This window comes from Flavobacterium movens (genome assembly GCF_039581425.1).
GTDB classification, from domain to species: domain Bacteria; phylum Bacteroidota; class Bacteroidia; order Flavobacteriales; family Flavobacteriaceae; genus Flavobacterium; species Flavobacterium luteolum.
Map to the genome: position 1 here is coordinate 345,960 of NZ_JBCPXY010000002.1, position 17,015 is coordinate 362,974.

The window sequence follows — 17,015 nt, forward strand, 5'->3', positions numbered from 1 at the left end:
TTAGCTCCCGATAGCTATCGGAATTGCGCTTAAATTATTTAACAACAGTTAGCTAACCAAAAATATAACCTCATGAAAAGTCTAAAATTCTTAATCCTAATATTGCTGATTCAGACTAAAATTTTTAGTCAGCAATCTCCAAAGAGAGAAATGCGAGCCGCTTGGATTTCTACCGTAGAAAATATCGACTGGCCTTCTAAGCCAGGATTATCAGATAAAGAAATGAAGAACGAAATGATTGCCATTTTGGATAATCTACGTTCTTATAATCTGAATACCGTAATTTTTCAAATTCGTCCAACTGCAGATGCATTTTATAAATCAACAAAAGAACCAGCATCGCATTGGATAAGCGGAACTCAAGGCGTTGCACCAGGTTTCGATCCGTTGCAGATGATGATTGACGAAGCAGGAAAACGCGGAATGAACGTTCATGTGTGGCTTAATCCGTATCGTGTTCAGAAAGATACTGTTAGAGATGTGCTTTCAAAAAATCATTTATATTTTAAAAGACCAGACCTTTTTCTGACGTACGGAAAAACGAGATATTTTAATCCAGGTTTGCAGGAAACCAGAAATTTTGTTGCTTCTGTTGTAGGCGAAATTGTTCGTAAATACGATATTCAGGCGGTGCATATGGATGATTATTTTTATCCGTATAAAATTGAAGGGCAGGAGTTTCCAGATGATAAGGCATTCGCCAAAGAACCGCGTCAGTTTACAGATAAAGACGATTGGAGAAGAGACAATGTCGATTTAATCATCAAGCAAATCAGAGATACCATTATTGCCAATAAACCAGAAGTCGAGTTCGGAATTTCGCCATTTGGAGTTTGGAGAAATATTGCCAAAGATTCGCAAGGTTCTAATACAAGAGCAGGAGCAACCAATTATGATGATTTGTATGCGAATATCTTAAAATGGCAAAAAGAAAACTGGATCGATTATGTAACGCCTCAAATCTATTGGCACATTGGTTTTGATAGAGCCAATTTTGAAGTTCTGGCAAAATGGTGGGCAGAACACAAATATGGAGCAAATGTTTACGTGGGTCACGGTGATTACAAAATTTCAACTACGACTAAAGAGCCAGAGTGGAGAAGTCCTGATCAAATTGTAAAACAGATTGAAATGATTCGTAAAATGCCTCAAATTGATGGTTCTATGCATTTTACCGCTTCGACTTTCTTGAAAAAAGGAGATACGCTTAGAAAACCTCTTCTTCAAAAAGAATACAAATACATCGCTCTAACTCCCGAAGCCAATAGAATTACAAGATTAAAACCAGAACCGCCAACAAATGCGATGATTGCTAAAAAAGGCGATAGAGCAGTTTTGACTTGGAAAGCGGCATTGAATGACAAAAAATATGTAATCTACAAATTCCCAAAAGGAAGAATAACCGATTTCTCAAATCCTCAGAATATTTATTATGTGACAACGGCTCTAAAACTTGAAGTGCCAAACGCCGATTTGGAAAACTACGTTTATGCGCTCACCGCTTTGAGTCAGACCCAGACAGAAAGCAGTCCGATTGAATTTTCAATAAAATAAAATATAAAAGAAATGAGAAAAAGTATTCTTCTATTAGCCCTATTTCTAAGTTCGCTTAGTTTTGTACAAGCCCAAAAATTAGACCTAATTCCAAAACCTGTATCCGTTCAGCAAAGCGCAGGACAGTTTGTTTTGCCTTCGCCATTAAAAATTGTTGTAGACAAAAAACTAAAAAATAGTGCCGAATATATTACGACAGGTTTTTCCAAAAATACTGGAATTACCCCAATTGTTTCGATTGGGAAAAAATTCGGAAAAAATAATATTTCATTTCTGGTAGATAAGAAATTGGATCTTCCAAATGAAGGTTATCAATTAGAAATAAACCAAAACGGAATTTTCGTAAAAGGAAAAACAGATAAAGGCGTTTTAAACGGATTTCAGACTTTACTGCAAATTTGCTCTGCAAAAGAGGTTAAAAAAGGAACTGTTCCGTTTGTGAAAATAGAAGATTATCCTCGTTTTGATTGGCGTGGAATGATGTTGGATTGTTCGCGACAATTCTTCGACAAACAAACCGTAAAAAAATATATCGATTGGCTGGCTGCTCATAAAATGAATGTTTTTCATTGGCATTTAACAGACGATAACGGCTGGAGAATCGAAATTAAATCACTGCCAGATTTAACTTTAAAAGGCGCTTGGAGAGGACCTGGCGAAGTTTTGCTTCCATCTTATGGTTCTGGAGACAAGCGTTACGGAGGTTTTTACACACAAGAAGATATTAAAGAAGTCGTGGCTTATGCCGCAGATCGTGGTATTTCTGTAATGCCAGAAATCGAAATTCCAGGGCATTCACGTGCGGTAACGGCTTCGTATCCAGAAGTGGGCTGTACAATAACGCAGGAACTTAAAAGTGTTCAGGGAGAAGTGAAAAATGTTTGGTGTGTAGGCCGTGAAGAAAATTATGATCTTCTAGATTCAATCATTAGAGAAGTATCTGGATTATTTCCTTTTGAATACATTCATGTTGCGGGAGACGAAGTCAACCGTGCCAATTGGGAACATTGTCCAAAATGTCAAGCTTTAATGGCAAAAGAAGGATTTACAGATAGTTTCCAGCTTCAAAATTATTTCTTTAAAAGAGTTCAGAAAATTGTAGACAAATACCATAAAAAAACAGACGGATGGAATGAAATCCTGAAAGGCGGAGAAATTGATCCAAATACGCTAATTTCTGCTTGGCAAGGAATTAGTTACGGAATTGAATCGGCAAAAAAAGGATATAAAACCATCATGATGCCAGGGCAATTTACATATTACGATATGGCACAATCTGAAACAGAACGTGGCCATCGTTGGGCAGCAATCACAGATACCAAAAGAGCCTATTCGTTTGAACCAATTCCAGATACCGATTTAACTCCAGAAGAACAGAAAAACATCATTGGCGTTCAAGGTGCTTTATGGAGCGAATATCTGGATCGTCCTGCAAGAATTATGGAATACCAAAGTTATCCGAGAATCAGTGCGTTGTCTGAAATTGGATGGTCTAAAAAAGAAGATAAAAACTGGGATGATTTTTATGGAAGATTAACCAATAGCCATTTAAAAAGATTGGCTGATATGGGAATTGCTTTCAGGGATTTTCCTCCAACAGCGATTTATAAAAACGGAACAATTACTGTAACGCCACCTTATGAAGGTGCTGTTGTGCGATTTGATAAAGATGGAAATGAACCAACAAGACAATCGCCTTTGTATACAGGACCAATTCAAACTAAGGATTATGAACGCTATATGTTCAGAGTATTTTTTAATGAATATTCGGCAAGTCCTGCGGTGAAAGCTGAAAAATTGCCTGTAGCCAATTGGAATACTTCAAAAGCAGAAGTTTTGACGATTTCTGAAAATATTTCAGATCATGTAGATAAAAAAGGTATTTGGTATTTAAGTTTTAATCCAACAGATGATGGAGCAAATGGAACAATCAAAAATGTTTCGCTTTTCGAAAATGATAAATTAGTGCAGACTTATGCAGACGAAAAAGCATTAAAATCAAAACCTCGCTTGAGATTTTTAATTGATAATTACAACGAAAAAAACACCTATAGAATAGATTTTACAATTGAAAATAAAGAAGAGAAAAAATCTGCAGCAAATGTAAAATTCAATTGTACGCCTTATCAGGAACCAGAAGTGAAAGTAACTTCGTCGATGGCAGAAAATCCGAAGTTTCCAATTTCGAATCTGCAGGATTATAATGAAGAATCGTATTTGCGTACCGATGTTGCCTGCAAAGATGGCGATTGGATTTTGTATACCTTTACTAATCCTGTAACCACTTCTAAAATAGATGTTTTAACTGGAATTCCGCATCACCCGAGATTTATCATTAACAATGGTTTTGTGGAGTTTTCATACAATGGAATTGATTTCATAAAAGGCGATAATTTCGATTACGGAAACGTATCCATTTATCCGAAACAGCCTGTAAAAGCAGTTAGAATACAAATTACAGGAACCAATAATGAGCCTTTGATGGCAGGACAGGACTTAAAAATTAATCCATAGTACGATGAAAAATATTGGTATTAAAATTATATTGGTTTCCTTGATTTTCTTGGGAGTAAAAGGTTATTCGCAGAAAAAGGCAAAGCAATCTTTTGATGTAAAAAGAAATGAAGTTTACATTGATTCAATGATGACAAATGCTCTGGGAAAAGGCTTTTTTCCAGGAGCGCAAATTATCGTGGGTACAGGAGATTCTAATCTGATATCTAAAAATTATGGTTATCATGATTATGCGAAAAAGCAATTAGTAAAACCAGATGACGTTTTTGATTTGGCTTCAATGTCTAAAGTTTTAGGAGCGACTCTTGTAACAATGCGTTTGGTTGGAGATGGAAAAATTAAATTGACAGATCAAGTGGGCGAAATTGTTCCGATGTACAAAAACACAGCGATTTCCGATTTAACGCTTTTTGAATTGCTAACGCATACTTCAGGACTAACGCCAAGTATCACTTTTTATCAAGCACTGCTTTCTACGCCAGACAATTCGCCTTTTTTGAGCAATCAAAAATCAGAGCAATATGTTGAGCCTTTTGATAATATGTACGTGAATAAAAACATCGTTTACGATTCAAAATATTTGGTTTTTGAGCCAAAAGAAAATTGGGTTCAGATTTATAAAAACATGTGGCTCAATCCAGAATTTTATCCGTCGGTTTATGAAAGGATTGCGAAAGCAAATACAAATCCGAGAGGGAAATATTTGTATAGCGATTTAAACTTGCTTTTGGTGAAGCAAATGATTGAAACCAAAACAGGAAAAAAACTCGATGAGTTCACAAATGAAATTTATACCGAATTAGGCATTTCGAAAATTGGCTATAATCCGTTAAAATGGACTTCTATAGATAATGTAATGCCAACTGAAGTAGATAATTTCTTCAGAAAAGATACTGTAAAAGGTTATGTGCACGATGAAGCGGCAGCAATTTTTGGAGGCGTTTCTGGAAATGCAGGTTTGTTTGCCAACGCAGAATCGATTGCTGTAATCTGTAAAATGTTAATGAACAACGGAAATTACAACGGAAAACGGATTCTAAAAGCCAATGTCGTAAAAGAGTTTACAGATTCGCCACTTGCAAAAGAGGGAATTTATCGCGGTTTAGGTTTTGATAAAAGAAAACCAGACGAATTTTTTACAAAAGACGATTTTGGACATACGGGTTTTACAGGAACTTTTTTCTTTATGAATAGAAATACAAACCGATTTTTAATCATTCTAACCAATCGAGTTAACCCAACGAGAACAAACAGATTAATGTACAAAGACGATTTTAGCGCTAAAATCTGGAGACAGATTAATAAATAAAGTTTGCCACGAATTGCACGAATTTACACGAATTAATTTTCTTAATCTGTTTGAAAAAGTTTTGCCACAGATTAAGAGGATTAAAGTGATTTTTATTTTATGTAAAGTATGTAAAAAAAGAATTAGCGAAAATTTGTGTAATTAGTGACAAACAAAAAAATCCTTTTTTAATCCTTTAATCTGTGGCAAAAAAAAATAAGAGCTATGAAAAAACTAATTATAATTTGCCTGCTAATTTCAGCGGTTTCTTTTGCGCAGCAAATAAAAACGGGTGCTGAGAATTCTGAAAAATACCTGCCTTTATTAAAAGGCAAAACCGTAGGAATTGTAACTAACCAAACGGGAATTATCACTAAAGAAAAACATTTAGTCGATTTTTTAGTAGAACAAAAAGTACAAATAAAAAGCATTTTTGCACCAGAACACGGTTTTAGAGGAACGGCTGATGCTGGAGAAAATGTATCTGACGAAATAGATTCTAAAACTGGTTTGCAGATTGTTTCGCTTTACGGAAAAAACAATAAACCAACCCCAGAGAAATTAAAAGGAATCGATGTTATGGTTTTTGATTTGCAGGATGTTGGAACGCGATTATATACTTACGTTTCTACAATGCACCGCATTATGGAAGCCTGCGCTGAGAACAATGTTCCATTAATTGTGCTGGATCGTCCCAATCCAAATATTGCGATCGTTGACGGGCCGGTTTTGGATATCGCTTTTAAAAGCGGTATTGGAATGCACCCAACGCCCTTATTGCATGGAATGACTTTAGGCGAAGAAGCCAAAATGATCAATGGACAAAAATGGCTAAAAGATGGAATTCAATGCAAATTGACTGTGATTCCATGTTTGAATTATACCAGAAAAAGCTCTTATAGTTTGCCAGTAAGACCTTCACCAAATTTGCCAAACGATCAGGCAATTAATTTGTACGTGAGTTTATGTCTTTTTGAAGGAACAAATGTAAGTATGGGACGCGGAACAGAAAAGCAGTTTCAGATTTACGGTTCGCCATATCTGCCAAAAAGCGATTTATCTTTTACTCCACAGCCTAATTTTGGAGATAAAGATCCTTTATACAAAGGTATAGAATGCAATGGAGAAGATTTGTCTTCTATTCCGAGGATAAGCAGATTAGAAATTAAATGGTTGATTAAAGCCTATCAGACAACAGCAGATAAATCTAAATTTTTTGATAAAAGAAAGTTTGCTATTCGCGCAGGAAATGAAAAACTGCAGCAGCAAATTGAAGCTGGAGTTTCTGAAGAAGAAATCAGAAACAGTTGGAAAGAAGGTTTAATTGCATTTAAAAAAATGCGCGCCAAATATTTGATTTATAAGTAATATCTCTCAGTTTTGCTTAGATTTTAGAAAAATAGATCATAATATCATCCGGTCTAGTTGTAATTACAAAACTGGTATACTTTATTGGTACGGTAAGGGTTTACTTTTGCCAAAAAAATAGTAAACCAAAATGAAAAAAATCTATTTTGCTGCCTTTGCAGTAATTTGTACCAATTTTTACGCACAGACAAAGAAAGATTCCATCAACCAAATGGATGAAGTTATTATTAATGAAGGCCGTTTTAATACACCAATTTCTAAACAAAATAGAAATGTATATGTTATTTCGAGCGAAACTATTAAAAAACTGCCAGGAAGAACCTTGCAAGAAGTATTGCAGTATGCCAACGGAGTAGATATCAGACAAAGAGGGCCTTTTGGAACTCAAGCCGACATTAGTGTTGATGGAGGAAGTTTTGAGCAGACTGTTGTTTTATTAAACGGAGCAAAAGTAATCGATTCGCAAACTGCTCATAATATGCTAAACCTGCCTCTTCCGGTTGAAGCAATTGAAAGAATCGAAGTCGTTCGCGGACCAGCAGCGAGAATTTACGGAATTAACAGTTTAACAGGAGCAATTAATATTATTACCAAAAAACCAACCGATTCTGGTTTTATGGTAAGCACTTATGCAGGATCTAATTTTGAAAAAGACACTCAAGATACAGGAGATACTTTTTACGGAACAGGAGTTCAGGCTGGAGCTGTTTTAGGTAAAGAAAAACAGCAGCATTTGCTTTTTGCTTCGCATGATAAAAGCAACGGATACCGTTACAACACAGCATTCGAAAACAACAAAATTTTCTATCAGGGAAATGTGCAGATCAATGATAAAAATGAAATTCAGGGTTCTGCAGGGTATATCAAAAACGGATTTGGAGCAAACGGATTTTATGCTGCGCCGGGAGATAAAAACTCAACGGAAATTGTTCAGACTACGTTTGCTAATCTTCAGTCTAATCATCAAATTACGGATAGCTGGAAAATTATGCCGAGAATAACATATCGTTACAATTATGATGATTACCGTTATTTAGGAAATTCAAATCTGGCTGTTGGAAGAAGTCAGCATTATACCAATTCTATTGCAGGAGAATTAAACTCTACAGTAAAATTATCTAAAGGAGAAATTGGTTTTGGAGCTGAATTTAGAAATGAAAACATCCATTCATCAAACATTGGAGATCACGATCGCGAAAATGTGGGACTTTATGCAGAATATAGAAGAAGTTTTACTGAAAAACTGGATGTAAATATCGGAACATATTTAAATTACAATTCAGATTACAAATGGCAGATTTATCCTGGAATTGATGCTAGTTATGCGATTACCGATGCATTTAAAATTATTGGAAATGTCGGAACAAGCCAAAGAATTCCGTCGTTTACAGATTTGTATTTGAAACAGACAGGAAATGTTGGAAACCCAGATTTGGATTCAGAAAATGCTTTTCAAAGCGAAATTGGATTCAAGTACAACAAAAGAGCTTTAAGCTTGAATGCAAATTATTTCTATAGAAAAATTGATAATTATATCGACTGGATGCGTAATCTTACAACGCAGCCTTGGCAGAGTCAAAACACTGGAGATTTAAACACAAACGGAATTAATTTACGCGGAACTTATAGATTCGATTTCTCTAAAGATTCTCGATTAAATATTCTTTTGGCTTACACCTATTTAGATTCAGAATTCAAAAGTGCACGTACAGAAACGTATTCAAAATATGCAATTTCGTCATTAAAACATCAAATTACCAATACTATAGATTATCAGTTTAAAAATCTATCGGTTATGTTTGCAACTCGTTTTAATGAAAGAATTACAGGACCATCTTATTGGGTAAATGACTTTAGAGTAAGTCAGTCAATTAATAAATTTACAATCTTTTTAGACGGACAAAATATATTCAATGCAACTTATTACGAAGTAGGGGCAGTACCGTTGCCATCACGCTGGTTTACTTTAGGAGTAAAACTGGTTACTTTTTAAGAAGTAAATTTTCAAGAATTCAGATATTTTTTAAAAGCCTGTGAACCTTGTGTTTAGAGGCTTTTTTAGTTTCAGTATAATTCTAAAAACTGAATTAAAACGCATTAAAAAATTTATTTAACAATACAGAATCATGTAAAATTTTCGTTAAATGATATAATAGGTTGTGATTTAATTTGTTGAATTTTACTAACTTACGAATGAAATAATAATCGGGCTTTCAATTTTTGAGGGTGTAAAATTGTAGAAAATGGAAACAAGAAATGAACAAAACGATTTATTCCAAGATGGTATTGATCGTACTCAGGAATCAAACTGGGATCCTATTTTAGGATACCATATGTATTTTCCGAATGGCGAAAATAAAGAAGAATATGTAAATGAAAGTGACAACCCTATTCAGCACACCAATACAGGAGATTGGGGAGATGATAGCGATTATGAAGAACTGAGACATAAAGACAATTCCAATATGAATATTCGTACTTTTGGAAATGAAGAAACAAAAACAGATTAATTTTAAAAAGAGCGGAAAAATACTCCGCTCTTTTGCATATTAGACAGTAACTGATGTTATTCTTGTCAAACCGAAAAAAAGCCAAATTTTAAACGATTTGGCTTTTTTTATTTTTTAAACAGGCAATCGTGTTTTTATTTATATTTGAGAAAGAATTTAACAAATTTACGTTTCATTAGTAGCAAAAAACAGCATTAGAAATTTTTTCATCAAATATCTTAATGGAGCTAATACATAATCTAGACCTTTTTCAAACTGTTTTTAATTCTGCGCCAAATGGTATTGCAGTCTTGAAACCTTTGTATGGTAAAAAGGGTAAAGCTGGAGACTTTACGATATTATTATGTAATGCCTATTTAGTAAACTGGATCGGGAATTCGGATTATAAAAATAAAAGATACAGTGAAGTTTTTTCTAATGTAAACGGAACAGACGTTCTTGAAAAGTTTATTGAAACTTTAGAAACCAGTATTCCAGCTAATTTTGAACAATGGTTTGGTACTGAAACCAAAAAACAATGGTTCCGTTTTACTGCCGTAGCTCAAGATCAATTGTTGGTGGTAACGATGGAAGACATCACCGAAAAAAAACAGGCCGAAACTGCATTGAATGAAGCATTGATTGATGCAGAAAAACAAAAAAGACTTTACAATTCTATAATAAACAGCACTCCCGATTTGGTTTATGTATTTGATCTTGATTATAAGTTCATTTATACAAACAAAGCTTTATTAACCATGTGGGGCAAAACAGAACAAGATTCTATTGGCCGCGGATTAAGAGAAAATGGTTACGAAGACTGGCATGCCGAAATGCATGAAAGCGAAATTGATGCTGTTGTGGCCAATAAAAAGCCAATTAGAGGAACAGTTTCTTTTCCGCATGCCGAATTGGGAAGAAGAATTTACGATTATATTTTTGTTCCCGTTTTTAACGAAAAAGGAGAAGTAGAATGTGTAGCTGGAACAACAAGAGATATAACCGAAAGCAAACTGGCTGAAGAGAAACTGCAGCAAAATGAGAGTCGTTTCCGTAAAATGATTCATCAGACTCCAGCTCCCACTTTGGTACTTCGAGGAGATGATCTTGTTATTGAGCAGATAAACAGACATATGCTCCTAATGATAGGGCGAGGAGAAGAAATTATAGGCATGCGTCTGATAGATGTATTGCCAGAACTAGAAGGGCAATATGTGTGGGAACAAGTTCTAAAGGTTTATAACGAAGGAATTCCGTTTGATCAAAGCGAAGTTCTAGTGCCTCATAATCGGACAGGAGAATTGAAGAACTACTATTATAATCTGGCTTATCGACCTCTAATAGAAGAAGGAGAGATAACTGGTATGATACAAGTAGCAGTAGAAGTTACTGAGCAAGTGGTGGCACGCCAGAAAATGGAAGAAAGTGAAAACCGTTTTAGAGCCTTAATCAACGCTTCATCTGATCTGGTTTATCGCATGGATGCCGATTGGATGATCATGCATAATCTAGAGGGCGACGGAGAGTTGTCTAGTTCAGGAAAAAAAGGCATCAATTGGCTCGATAAATTTATTCACCCGAGTGATTTGGAGCGTGCTGTGCATCTTATTTCCAAATCGATAGTGGAGAAAAGTATTTTCGAAATGGAACACAGAATTATAAATGAAGATGATACTGTGAAATGGGTGTTTTCTAGAGTGGTTCCGATATTAAACGATAAAGAAAAAATTGTAGAATGGTTTGGTGCTTCAAGCGATATTACTTCGCAGAAAGAACTTCAAAATGTAATTGCAGAAAGCGAAGAAAAATTTAGGCAGCTTGCAGATCTTGTGCCACAAATTATCTGGACATCTAATCCAGAAGGATTTATAGATTATTATAACAGCCGCTGGTACGAATATACTGGTTTCAATGAACATGAATTTGGAGATTCAAGTTGGATGCCCGTACTTCACCCAGACGATGTTTCTTTAGTCTCAAAAACTTGGTATCAAAGTGTTCATGCAGGAACTTCGTATCAGATTGAGTTTCGTTTAAAAAATGCCAATACGGGAGAATACCGTTGGTTTTTGAGTAAAGCGCTTCCAATAAGAGATAAAGAAGGCGTAATTACCAATTGGTTTGGTACTTGCACTGATATTCATGAGCAAAAATCGATTACCGAAAAATTGGAGATTTTGGTGGCAGAGCGTACCAAAGAATTACAGCGTTCCAACGACGATTTACAGCAGTTTGCCCATGTTGCATCTCACGATTTAAAAGAGCCCGTTAGAAAAATCAAAACATTTTTAAGCCGTCTCGAAGATCATCTTAGCGAACAGTTAGACGAATCATCTTCAAAATATATTGAACGAATTCATGTTGCGGCAGACCGTATGTTTACTATGATTGACGGTGTGTTGGCCTATTCTAAAATCAATGCCGATTTGCAAAAAGCAACGGTTGTCGATTTAAATGAAGTGATTAAAAATATAGAAAGCGACCTTGAAATCGCGCTTCAAAAAACAGGAGGTAAAATTTACTATGAAGAGCTCCCTCTGGTTGAAGGAGCTTCTGTATTGCTTTATCAATTGTTTTATAACCTGATTAACAATTCTATTAAATTTGCTAGAGAAGAAGTGTCGCCCCAAATCACAATTAAAGCAAATGAACAAATTGAAGACGGAAGAAGAGTGGCGGTAATTACGGTAGAAGATAACGGAATTGGCTTTGAAGACAATCAAACTGGACGTATTTTTGAAACTTTTACCCGCTTAAATTCCAAAGATCGTTACGAAGGAACGGGCTTAGGTTTGTCTCTCTGTAAAAAAATTGCCGAACGGCATGGAGGAAGTATTAGCGCAACAGGAATTGCTGATAAAGGAGCAGTTTTTAGCATAACACTGCCATTTGAACAAAAAGAAAAAGATATTTAATTAAAACTATGGGGAAAAAGATAATTTTATTGGCAGATGATGATCAGGATGATGCAGAAATGTTTTGTGAAGCGCTGGCAGATATAGATAAAAGTATTATTTGTCATTGTGCCGAAAATGGAAGCGAAGCGTTAAAATTACTCGAAAAACAAGAAGAAATTCCAGGGATTGTCTTTCTGGATTTGAATATGCCTATAATGAACGGGTGGGAATGTTTGAAAAGGCTGAAATTGAATGAGAATTATAAAGGAATTCCAGTCGTTATGATTTCTACTTCTTCACATAAAAACGATTTAGAAGCGGCAGCAAATCTTGGTGCTGTATGCTATTTTGTGAAACCAACTGATTTTAAGGATCTAAAAAAGGTTCTTGGATCGATTACTTCAAACCTTGATAAGGGATTAAAAAAATCACTTTTCGATCTAGAAAAAAATAAATTTCTGCATGTGTTTACTGCTGAATAAGTAAAATACTTTGCTTTTCCATGCAAAAAAAGTATGAATTTCTTTTATAAAAAGGAGTTTGTAAATAGAAATAAATTTATTTTAATCTATTGATTTTTATAACGTTGTGTTTTTTTTGAATACTTCTTTTTTCAATAAAAAATAAAAAACACAAATTAAACTTGACTAATTCGGTAGAATTAATATATATTTGTATCAGAAAAATTAAAAAATGATACTTATCCAGAAAGACTGAGGGAATAGGCCCATTGACGTCTTAGCAACCTGTTGCCGAACAAGGTGCTAAATCCTTCCGCTTTATGCGGGCAGATAAGAAAAGATTTCATCCGTAAATCTGTTTAAGTTCATCAACGTTAAATCTTTATTTTTTTAAATGAAAGCAGAAACAATTTTGTACGCAGGTTATGAGCTTTTGAATTCCATTTTCGAAGAAAACAGCTTTGCCTTTTTCTAGCGGAAAAAGACTAGTTCTACCAGACTCTATTCTTTAAATAATTAAAAATCTGCTAATGTCTTTTGGCATTGGCCTGAAATTCTTTTGTCTAATCTTAAAAACTAAAAATAAAATGAAAAAAATACTATTAGGCTTTGCTTTGTTTCTTGGAGCCGTTCAAACTCAGGCGCAGGAAAGTAATTTACAATTAAAAGGAACTGTTGTCGATACAGTGGCACAATATGTTTACTTGCAGAAGTTTCACAATAAAATGTTTACCACGATAGATTCGGCAAAGGTAAAAGACGGAAATTTTAGTTTTAAAACAAAAGTAAAAACACCAGATTTATACGGGTTAAGCGTCAATACAGAAAGCTCGCCTTTATATATTTTTCTAGAAAAAGATCCAATTTCGGTAAAACTGAGTCCAAAGAAATATTATACTGCCTCTGTGGTCGAAGGTTCGGTTTCTCAAGATTTATTCGAAAGCTATAAAAAGAGCAAAGATGTAGAAATCAGCAAATTCATAACAGAAAATCCAAAATCTATTGTTTCGGCTTATGTATTATATAGAAATTGGTCTTACAGATTAACGCCAGAACAGATTACACAAAATATTGCTTTGCTGGATAAAAGTCTTCAGAATACCACTTACGTGAAAGAATTAAAAGAATTGGCTATTGTTTTAGACGGATTAGCAGTAGGCAAAAAAGCCCCTGATTTTACAGCCAATGATCCTGAAGGAAAACCAGTTCGACTTTATGACAATTTAAAAGGAGGTTATACTCTAGTAGATTTTTGGGCTTCATGGTGCGGTCCATGCCGAAGAGAAAACCCAAATATTGTAGCGGCATACAAAGAATTTCATGATAAAGGATTCAACATCGTAGGGATTTCTCTAGATAAAAAGAAAGAAAACTGGATTAAGGGAATTAAGGATGATAATTTAACCTGGACACATGTTTCTGACTTGCTTTTCTGGAACAGTGCCTTTGCCAAATTATATGGAGTTAGAGCTATTCCGGGGAATTATTTAGTAGATTCTAAAGGAATAATCGTTGCCAAAAACTTGCACGGAGAAGAATTGCAAGCTACACTAAAAACGCTTTTAGGGCAGGCAAATTAATTTATTTAAACACATAGAAACATAGTTTTTCTTTATCTAGAGAGGCGTTTCACTTGTTATAACAAACATAGCTATGTGTGAAAATCTAGATTTTTTCAAATATCTATTGTTTAGAATATAATCTATGTTTCTATGTGTTTAAAAAGATTCAATCAATAATAGATTTAGTTAATTAAAATGATATAGGATATGAATGCTATTGAGCCAACAACAAAACCAACAGAACCTGAGTGTTACTTCTCTAAGTTTAGAGAAAATACAGTAGGAATTGATCATACTTTCGAATCGGTTTACGGAGAACAAAATTTAGTTTATGCAGACTGGGTTGCCAGCGGAAGATTATACACTCCGATCGAAGATATAATGCTCAATAAAATTGGTCCAATGATTGCCAATACGCATTCACTTTCAAGTCAGACAGGAAAAACCTCTACTTATGCCTATCAGCATGCTAGAGATATTATTAAGAAATCAGTCAATGCAAATGAATCTGATGTTTTAGTAACTACAGGAAGTGGTATGACGGCAGCTTTATCGAAACTGCAGCGTATTATGGCGCTTCGAACAAAAGCTGAAGAAGACAGACCTGTGGTTTTTATCACTCACATGGAGCATCATTCCAATCAGGTTTCGTGGTATGAAACCAATGCCGAAGTTGTGATTTTGCCACCTGATGAGAATAATTTAGTCGACCCAAAAGTGCTTTCGTCAGCAATTAAAAAATATGCAGATAGAAGTTTGAAAATTGGTTCATTTACAGCTTGTTCGAATGTTACCGGAATTATTACGCCTTATCACGAATTAGCCAAAATCATGCACCAAAATGACGGACTTTGCTTTGTAGATTTTGCAGCTTCGGCGCCGTATGTCAAAATCGATATGCATCCAAATGATCCAGATGAACAATTGGATGCAATTTTCTTTTCGCCACATAAATTTTTAGGCGGACCCGGAACCTGTGGTATTTTGGTTTTTAATGAAAAATTATACCAATCTGATTTTCCAGATAATCCAGGCGGAGGAAATGTAAAATGGACCAATCCGTTAGGGAAATATTGTTACAGTGATGTGATAGAAGTGAGGGAAGATGGTGGAACTCCCGGATTTCTTCAAGTCATTAGAACGGCGTTGGCTTTAGAATTAAAAGAGCAAATGGGTGTGGAGAAAATCAGAGAACGAGAAAAAGAACTGCTTGATCTTTGTTTTTCAAGACTTCAAAAAGTACAAGGATTATCTATTTTGGGAGATTTAACCACAGAGCGAATTGGCTGTGTTTCATTTGTGATTGAAGATATCCATTACAATTTAATCGTTAGACTTTTAAATGACCGTTTCGGAATTCAGGTACGTGGAGGCTGGTCGTGTGCAAGTACTTATGCGCATTATTTGTTTAATATCAACGAAAAGAAATCGGCAAAAATTACAAATGAATTATTACAGCGAAATCAGACCAATAAACCAGGTTGGGTTCGTTTATCACTGCATCCAATTACAACCAATGAAGAGCTTTTTTATATCTGCGATGCGATTGAAAAAGTAGCCGTAAATTATAAAAAATGGAAAAAAGATTATAAATATAATCCGGTTTCAAATGAATTTGAGAATCCGGAAATTAAAGATACCATCGCAAGAGAAGTAAATGAATGGTTTAAGTTAGTTTAAGTATAGTTAGTTAAGTATTAAACCCGACAGGTTTTATCTCCAAGTTTCTGGACTGTCGGGTTTTTAAAACTATTTTAATTCTTCATTTTATAAATTTCAGAACCGGCAAGCAGAAAACATCCTAAACCATAATCTTCAAAATCGGGTATTTTATCGTAAGAAAGCGGTTGTCCGTCTTTAGGTTCTTTTCCTGTTGACTGCAGATAACCTAAAAAGCCATTTTCGTGAAGACTTTCTGTTGTTATCGCCTTCCAAGCTTTTTCAATTACAGGTAAATACGTTTCTTTTTTTAGAATTCCGTTATTTACGCCATATGCCATTCCATATACAAATAGTGCAGTTCCAGAAGTTTCTTTTCCTCCAAAATTGGTCGGATCATGAAGACTGACATTCCAAAAACCATCAGCTCTCTGAATCGGCACCAGCGCTGTCGCCATTGCTTTTAAATCTTTTACATATTGTTCTCTGTGAGGCGCATTTTCTGGAATTATAGTCAGTACTTTTGCTAAAGCGGCAATTACCCAACCATTTCCGCGACTCCAATAACAATTTTTACCATTCGGTTCTTTATACGGAGGATCAAAATCGGCATCACGCCACCATAAACCTTCTTTCGCGTTGTAAAGTCCATTGTCTCCGTGTTTATTTCTTGAATACATATACATATCATACATTTTCTCAAAATAGCGATTATCTTTTTCTAAAACACCCAATTTCGCAAAAACCGGCATTCCCATTTGTATAGCATCGATCCACGACCAATCATTGATTTGAGGGGTGTTGAGCAGCATATTGATATTTATTTTTGTATTTTTCAGTTTTTTCGATTCAGGCTCCAAATTATACAAATCAATATATGTTTGCGCGGCGCAGTAATTGTCGGCATTTCGAGTTGTGTTGCCACTGTTGAATCCCCAATTGTGAAATTCAGCCCAAGCGTAAGCATAATCATAATACGTATCTTTTGGAAAAATCTCATGAAGCGCCATTAAACCTTCATAATAAACAGCGCGAGTCCAGATATTGCTTGATCTTTCCTTATTGGTTATAATCGTTTTTCCAGTGTCTGGCCATTTCTGCATAAAATAATCATTGGCAAGAATCATCTGCTTTAGAATTTGCTTCTTATCCGTTAAATCTTGTGCGGGCAGACTTTTTATAGAAAAAATAGAAAGTGCGGAGAGTAATAGTAATTTCTTCAT

Annotated in this window: 11 protein-coding genes and 1 riboswitch; of the genes, 10 read left to right on the forward strand and 1 reads right to left on the reverse strand. The window is 35.0% G+C overall.

All coding sequences use genetic code 11. The features are described from left to right. Positions 1 to 72 precede the first annotated feature (72 nt). The 10 genes from AAYQ05_RS04930 to AAYQ05_RS04975 all read left to right on the forward strand — a co-directional run bounded on the left by AAYQ05_RS04930 (position 73) and on the right by AAYQ05_RS04975 (position 15,813). Positions 73 to 1,554 carry a glycoside hydrolase family 10-like protein gene (locus AAYQ05_RS04930; protein WP_343541540.1) on the forward strand — a complete coding sequence of 494 codons (1,482 nt, stop codon included), beginning with the start codon at positions 73 to 75 and terminating at the stop codon, positions 1,552 to 1,554. Between the two features lie 12 nt (positions 1,555 to 1,566). Further along, positions 1,567 to 4,068: a beta-N-acetylhexosaminidase gene (locus tag AAYQ05_RS04935; RefSeq protein WP_343541542.1), complete on the forward strand. Its 2,502-nt coding sequence runs from the start codon at positions 1,567 to 1,569 to the stop codon at positions 4,066 to 4,068. Between the two features lie 4 nt (positions 4,069 to 4,072). Continuing rightward, the gene (locus tag AAYQ05_RS04940) at positions 4,073 to 5,377 is read left to right on the forward strand and encodes a serine hydrolase domain-containing protein (RefSeq protein WP_343541544.1); all 1,305 of its coding nucleotides are present in this window, start codon (positions 4,073 to 4,075) and stop codon (positions 5,375 to 5,377) included. Positions 5,378 to 5,581: 204 nt separating this feature from the next. Continuing rightward, positions 5,582 to 6,724: an exo-beta-N-acetylmuramidase NamZ family protein gene (locus tag AAYQ05_RS04945; protein ID WP_343541545.1), complete on the forward strand. Its 1,143-nt coding sequence runs from the start codon at positions 5,582 to 5,584 to the stop codon at positions 6,722 to 6,724. Between the two features lie 130 nt (positions 6,725 to 6,854). Beyond that, on the forward strand, positions 6,855 to 8,717 hold the full coding sequence (locus tag AAYQ05_RS04950; protein ID WP_281633433.1) for a TonB-dependent receptor plug domain-containing protein: 1,863 nt from the start codon (positions 6,855 to 6,857) through the stop codon (positions 8,715 to 8,717). A gap of 250 nt (positions 8,718 to 8,967) precedes the next feature. After that, entirely contained in the window at positions 8,968 to 9,234 is a 267-nt protein-coding gene (locus tag AAYQ05_RS04955) for a hypothetical protein (RefSeq protein WP_343541546.1), read from the forward strand. Positions 9,235 to 9,455: 221 nt separating this feature from the next. Beyond that, entirely contained in the window at positions 9,456 to 12,128 is a 2,673-nt protein-coding gene (locus AAYQ05_RS04960; protein ID WP_343541548.1) for a PAS domain-containing sensor histidine kinase, read from the forward strand. An 8-nt stretch (positions 12,129 to 12,136) separates the two neighbouring features. Further along, positions 12,137 to 12,592: a response regulator gene (locus AAYQ05_RS04965; protein WP_281633430.1), complete on the forward strand. Its 456-nt coding sequence runs from the start codon at positions 12,137 to 12,139 to the stop codon at positions 12,590 to 12,592. Positions 12,593 to 12,807: 215 nt separating this feature from the next. Next, a riboswitch (SAM riboswitch) is annotated at positions 12,808 to 12,908 on the forward strand. Positions 12,909 to 13,158: 250 nt separating this feature from the next. After that, a complete protein-coding gene (locus AAYQ05_RS04970; RefSeq protein ID WP_343541550.1) occupies positions 13,159 to 14,151 on the forward strand; it encodes a redoxin domain-containing protein in 993 nt (330 codons plus the stop codon). 189 nt (positions 14,152 to 14,340) lie between these two features. Beyond that, complete coding sequence (locus AAYQ05_RS04975) at positions 14,341 to 15,813, forward strand: aminotransferase class V-fold PLP-dependent enzyme (RefSeq protein ID WP_343541553.1); 1,473 nt, start codon at positions 14,341 to 14,343, stop codon at positions 15,811 to 15,813. 74 nt (positions 15,814 to 15,887) lie between these two features. On the opposite strand, the gene AAYQ05_RS04980 is transcribed toward AAYQ05_RS04975, so the two are convergent. Next, positions 15,888 to 17,015 (reverse strand): glycoside hydrolase family 88/105 protein, encoded by a 1,128-nt coding sequence (locus AAYQ05_RS04980; protein WP_343541556.1) that lies wholly within the window; start codon positions 17,013 to 17,015, stop codon positions 15,888 to 15,890.

Bases quoted from the DNA above. Each gene is read 5' to 3' on its own strand.
- AAYQ05_RS04930 (WP_343541540.1), top strand. From the start codon at position 73: ATGAAAAGTCTAAAATTCTTAATCCTAATATTGCTGATTCAGACTAAA.
- AAYQ05_RS04935 (WP_343541542.1), top strand. From the start codon at position 1,567: ATGAGAAAAAGTATTCTTCTATTAGCCCTATTTCTAAGTTCGCTTAGT.
- AAYQ05_RS04940 (WP_343541544.1), top strand. From the start codon at position 4,073: ATGAAAAATATTGGTATTAAAATTATATTGGTTTCCTTGATTTTCTTG.
- AAYQ05_RS04945 (WP_343541545.1), top strand. From the start codon at position 5,582: ATGAAAAAACTAATTATAATTTGCCTGCTAATTTCAGCGGTTTCTTTT.
- AAYQ05_RS04950 (WP_281633433.1), top strand. From the start codon at position 6,855: ATGAAAAAAATCTATTTTGCTGCCTTTGCAGTAATTTGTACCAATTTT.
- AAYQ05_RS04955 (WP_343541546.1), top strand. From the start codon at position 8,968: ATGGAAACAAGAAATGAACAAAACGATTTATTCCAAGATGGTATTGAT.
- AAYQ05_RS04960 (WP_343541548.1), top strand. From the start codon at position 9,456: ATGGAGCTAATACATAATCTAGACCTTTTTCAAACTGTTTTTAATTCT.
- AAYQ05_RS04965 (WP_281633430.1), top strand. From the start codon at position 12,137: ATGGGGAAAAAGATAATTTTATTGGCAGATGATGATCAGGATGATGCA.
- AAYQ05_RS04970 (WP_343541550.1), top strand. From the start codon at position 13,159: ATGAAAAAAATACTATTAGGCTTTGCTTTGTTTCTTGGAGCCGTTCAA.
- AAYQ05_RS04975 (WP_343541553.1), top strand. From the start codon at position 14,341: ATGAATGCTATTGAGCCAACAACAAAACCAACAGAACCTGAGTGTTAC.
- AAYQ05_RS04980 (WP_343541556.1), bottom strand. From the start codon at position 17,015: ATGAAGAAATTACTATTACTCTCCGCACTTTCTATTTTTTCTATAAAA.